Below are 4,710 nucleotides of genomic sequence, written 5' to 3' on the forward strand. Positions count from 1 at the left end.
GATCGAGCGCTTCTGGCGCACAATCGACGACGACGTCATCGACGGCGCCACCTTCGACAATCTCGAGCACTTCGCCAACGAACTGTTCGAATACCTGATCTATTACAACAACCACCGGCCTCATCAGGCGCTCGGCGGACAGACCCCAAAGCAATTCGCCGAGACCAAAACCATTCAATCAGCGAATTAATGAACATGCACAGCATGACGCAACTCCTGATTTTACTTGCTGTTTTTTAAGTCAGGCTCTCAGGACGACGCTCGAATTGGTGAAGCGCCACAATTCGCATTCGTCAATCGAACAGCGACGGCGTGTAGTTCACGCGGGCGCCTTCGATCGACAGCAGCTTGAGTTTGGTGGCGACGCCGCCGTTCGCCGAGAAGCCGCCGGGCTTGTCGCCGGCCGCCAGCACGCGATGGCACGGCACGATGATCGGACAGGGATTGCGGCCGAGCGCCTGGCCGACCTCGCGCGATAATGCGACGTCGCCGAGCCGTCGGGCGATGTCGCCATAGCTCAGTGTCTGACCGGGCGGAATCGCGCGCGCAATCGCGTAGACGCTGCGCTGGAATGCGGAGGCCTCGGCGAGATCGAGCGCAACGCCGGACAGATCGACCTTCTGGCCTGCGAGCAGCGCGACGATGCGGTCGATCGCCTGCTGCACCTCGGGCGGCGGCGACGCCGGTTGCAGCCCCGGGCAGCGTTGATCGATCCGCGCCCGGGTTTGCTGCTCGCTCGGCTGCGGCAGTTGCACGCCGACAATGCCCTCGCCGCTCCAGACCACGCCGCAGCGGCCGATGGCCGTGTCGAACAGTGCAAAACCTGACGGGCTCATGGCGTAAGGGTAAGCCAGCGCGCGGATTTTCGCTAGCCCTGGTGCTGGGCCAGAGCTTCGACCTGATCGGCAATGGTCGCCAGCCAATGGCCGCGGACCTGTTGCAGCCGCGCGGATTCCGCCGCCGCCGCCTGCCGGAACGCCGGCAGCCGCGCGATCACCTCGCCGATCGCCCGCGCCAGCGCCTCGCCCTGGAACGGCTCCGGCAGCACGATCCCGGCGCCGGAGCGCGCCACCTCCGGGGCATAGCCGCACACCCCCGACACGATCACCGGGGTTCCGGCCAGCAGCGCTTCGCCGAGCACGACGCCGGCGGCTTCCTCGCGCGCCGGATGCAGGAAGACATCCGCGGCGGACAACAGCTCGGTCACCTCGGCGACGTAGGGCAGCACCCGCACCCGGCCTTGCAGCCCGAGCTGCTGCACCCGCGGTTTGATCCAGCCGTCCGAGGAGCCGGCCAGGATCAATTGCAATTTCGGATGCGACGCCAGCGCGTCCAGCGCGCGGTCGAATCCCTTGCGCTTGGCCGGGATGCCGAGGCAGAGCGCGACGACGGCGTCATCGGCCAGGCCAAGCGTGCCGCGAAGCACCGCGCGGTCGGCGCGCGCGGCGACCGCGGCATAGCGTTCCTCGTGCAGAATCAACGGCAGCACCGTGGCACGCGCCGCATCGAGCCGGTACGCCGCGCGATATTCGTCGCGCTGCCGCGTGGTGAGAAAAAAGATATGCGTCTTCGCGGTGGCATCGAAAATGCCGCGCTCCAGCGCCAGCATCGCGCGACGACGCGGCAGCCACGAGGTCCAGCCGGAATAGCGCAGCGTATAGCTGGGATCGGCGGCGAAGAACAAATCCGCGCCGGGCACCCGATCGAACGCCAGCAGCGCCTCACCCGGCGCCGCGGCGTGATGATCGCGGACGGCGCGCGCGAACGCGGTGGTGCGCACATGATTGGTGGTGCCCTTGATCGGCAGCACACGCAACTCGATGTGCTGTTCCGGCGTGGCCGGCGCCGAGCTGGTCAGCACGGTCACGGCATGGCCGCGCGCCGCTAGCAATCGCGCCACGGCCAGACAATCGCGCTCCTTGCCGCCAAGCTTGTCGAGTTGGAAAATCGCGCACGTGACCCGCATGGCACCTCAGGGCAGCAAAAAAGCTGGGCTGCACTAACATCGGACCGCATCGGAGTCCACGCGCGCCGAACCGCGCGGCTGCCATCTCGCCGCCCGACTTCGCCCGTAACAGCGGGCGAACGCACTTGACGGGTCTTTAACGACCGATTCACTAAATTGCGGCGGTCGGCGGGGATGCTCGCGAGCTGCAGAAGAGGGGCTTTGGTGTTGAGCGTTGCAACGAGGCTCTGGGATCGCGCCGGTCGATCGGAGTTGGTGTCCGATGAAGCCGCCTGGCTCGTCGTCGGCTGCGTCCCGCTGATCGGAGTGTTTTCGTTCTGGTGGCTCAATATCGCGGACGTCGCGGTCGGCATCCTGGTGGTGGCCTCAACCGTGCTGGTGCTGCGCAATCGCGCGCTGCTGCTGCAACCGCCGCTGCTGCTCGGGTTGGCCTGGATGCTGTTCGTGGCGTTGGCGGCCGGCTATGCGACCTGGTCGGGCAGTCCCGGCAATCAGTTCAGAAACTGGCCGAAACATATTCCGATCGCGCTCGGGCCGCTGGTCGCGGTGGCGCTGGTCGCGGCGTGCCGACAATTGCGCCTGCCGACCGACCGGCTGGTGGCGCTGCTGCTCGGCGGCGTCCTGGTCGGCGCCTTGGTTGTGCTGCTGCGCAACGGCGGACTGGACGCGGTGCTGCAATCGCGCTCGATCGAAGACTTCCTCGGCGACATCAACCGCAATCTGGCGACGTTGTGTTGCGGCCTGTGCATCATCGCCGCCATGACGTTGATCCATTATTTCCTGTTCGATCCACGGGCGCGAACGCGCCTCACCACGCTCGCGGCGCTGGCGCTAGTGCCTTTGCTGATCGGGCTGTTCGATCTGCTGGTGCTGCTGCGCGGACGCAGCGGCTATGTCGGCACCGCGCTGGCCTTGACGGCCTGGCTGTTTGCGCTCGCGGCGCCGGCCTGGTACCGGCAGAAGACGCAACGCACCCCGCAGCTCTGGCTCGGCGCCGCGGTGATCGGCACCGCGGCGGTGGCGCTCGGCGCCTATCAGGCCTTCGTCATCAGCGGCCGATCGGTGGTGCGCGGCTCGCTGACCGAGACGCTGCACATTCTTGGACAGCTCATCGTCGGCACGGTGAATTCCAGCTATCCGCCGCTGCAGACCGCGGAGGAGCGGCTGCAGCTGGCGGCGGTCGGCATCGATCTGATCCGGCAGCGCCCGCTGCTCGGCTGGGGTCCCGACGTCTGGCTGCTGCCGAGCCTGTATTCGCCGTTTCCCGGGGTGCAGGGCGTCAATCAATTTCACGACGGCTATCTGCAGTTTGTGGTCTGCTTCGGCGCGCTCGGCGCGTTGCTGATGGTCGCGCTGCTGCTGACGCTGCTGCGCGCCGCGTTGCGCAAAAGGCCTGCGGGCGAAGCGGCGATGTCGCCGGCGCTGTTCGCCGGCGCGGTCGCGCTGCTGGTGTTTCTGCTGGTGGTCAACGTCACCGAAAGCGTGCTGCACGTCAAATGCGCGGCGATGATCGCGATGCTACTGGCGGCGCTGGCCTGCATCCAGCCCTCCGCGGCGCTCTCAGGGCGCGCCGCGGCAGAAACTTGAAGCGCAATTATCCAACTCGAAAAATTGCTATCGCGTTTTCAAGCGAAGTGGCTCCCAGTTCGCGTGAAGAAACCCGTCAACACGACAATCTAGAGCTCCGGTTCTGATTCTATCAGAACCGGAATAACGCTAGTCGCTCTGCGGCAGCACCGCGGTGAGCTTGTCGTAGGATTTGGTGACGAGATCGATATTGGCCTTGTTCTCGATCGCTGGCGCCGGCGTCTTCAGCGCGGCGTTGAGATCGGCGAGCGCCGCCTTCTTGTCCTTGGCGGCAATCTTCTTGTCGGCCTGCACCGCGGCGATCTGCGCTTTCAGCACCGCTTCCGGCCCGACATAGCTCTTGGTCTGCGGATCGAAGCCGGCTAGCACCAGCCCGACATTGTCGACGACGTCGGTGTATTCGGCGTAGCTGGCAAAGCCGTGCTTCTTGGCGACGTCCTCGAACTGCGCCTCGATCTTGGAATCCGGCTTGGCATTGGGCTTGTCCGGCAGTTTGGCGGCGATCGCATCGATCTCCGGCTGCGCCGCCACCAATTGATCGATCTGCTTGTCGGTGAGCGCGATCTGTTTCAGTTGCGGCGCTTCGGCCGCCGGCGCGGGCTGCGCCGGCTGCTTGGCGGTGGCTTTCGGCTTCGGCTGCTGCGCCGACGCGCCGCCGCTTGCGGATAGCGCGAGCGCCAGCGCAAAACCGCCGGCGCTGACGACCGCGATCAGGGAGCGAAGCAATGCGGGCATGGCGATCTCCTTGGCAAGGACGGGGTGAGGCAGACCGCATGCTGTTGCGGTTCCACGTCGCCAAGATTGCCGGCCAATCATGGCGAAATTTTTCGCCATCGGCGTGTATCCGGTTGGGCGAAGAAATCTATGAGGTTTGGTTGTCTTTCTGCGACCAATGCCTGCGGGGCTTAGCGCCGGACGATCCCGTACCCACGTTGCCGTTGGGCTGGCGCGTGCCATCTCGCGTCGGACGCAACCGACGCTGTTTTGAGCTATCGAATTGGCTTTTGCGACTGCACAACGCCAAAACGCCGCGCCCTTTTTGGGGTCGCGGCGTTTGTGTGTTTGGCTGAGATCGTATGTTGTGAGGATGATTTGTCCTTTGCAGGCCTGGCAGCGACCTACTCTCCCAGGGCTTGAGCCATAGTACCATTGGCGCT

At 65.4% G+C, this 4,710-nt stretch carries 5 protein-coding genes; 2 read left to right on the top strand and 3 right to left on the bottom strand.

Going from position 1 to position 4,710, the window contains the following annotated elements:
- On the top strand, positions 1-190 hold a 190-nt coding region (locus VGC77_RS20870), incomplete at its 5' end, for an integrase core domain-containing protein (RefSeq protein ID WP_331173475.1).
- Between the two features lie 103 nt (positions 191-293).
- Here the strand turns inward: VGC77_RS20870 and VGC77_RS20875 are convergent.
- Positions 294-836: a methylated-DNA--[protein]-cysteine S-methyltransferase gene (locus VGC77_RS20875; RefSeq protein ID WP_331173476.1), complete on the bottom strand. Its 543-nt coding sequence runs from the start codon at positions 834-836 to the stop codon at positions 294-296.
- Positions 837-868: 32 nt separating this feature from the next.
- On the bottom strand, positions 869-1,966 hold the full coding sequence (locus tag VGC77_RS20880; RefSeq protein WP_331173477.1) for a glycosyltransferase family 4 protein: 1,098 nt from the start codon (positions 1,964-1,966) through the stop codon (positions 869-871).
- 255 nt (positions 1,967-2,221) lie between these two features.
- Here VGC77_RS20880 and VGC77_RS20885 point away from each other — a divergent pair, with 255 nt between their 5' ends.
- Positions 2,222-3,553: an O-antigen ligase family protein gene (locus VGC77_RS20885; RefSeq protein ID WP_331173478.1), complete on the top strand. Its 1,332-nt coding sequence runs from the start codon at positions 2,222-2,224 to the stop codon at positions 3,551-3,553.
- Between the two features lie 129 nt (positions 3,554-3,682).
- Here VGC77_RS20885 and VGC77_RS20890 read toward each other — a convergent pair whose 3' ends face one another.
- Positions 3,683-4,288 (bottom strand): hypothetical protein, encoded by a 606-nt coding sequence (locus tag VGC77_RS20890; RefSeq protein WP_331173479.1) that lies wholly within the window; start codon positions 4,286-4,288, stop codon positions 3,683-3,685.
- Positions 4,289-4,710 lie beyond the last annotated feature (422 nt).

The sequence above is a fragment of the Rhodopseudomonas sp. genome (assembly GCF_036404135.1).
In the GTDB taxonomy this organism is placed as follows: domain Bacteria; phylum Pseudomonadota; class Alphaproteobacteria; order Rhizobiales; family Xanthobacteraceae; genus Rhodopseudomonas_A.

Excerpts from the sequence above, each read along its gene's own strand:
- VGC77_RS20875 (WP_331173476.1), bottom strand. The coding sequence starts at position 836 with ATGAGCCCGTCAGGTTTTGCACTGTTCGACACGGCCATCGGCCGCTGC.
- VGC77_RS20880 (WP_331173477.1), bottom strand. The coding sequence starts at position 1,966 with ATGCGGGTCACGTGCGCGATTTTCCAACTCGACAAGCTTGGCGGCAAG.
- VGC77_RS20890 (WP_331173479.1), bottom strand. The coding sequence starts at position 4,288 with ATGCCCGCATTGCTTCGCTCCCTGATCGCGGTCGTCAGCGCCGGCGGT.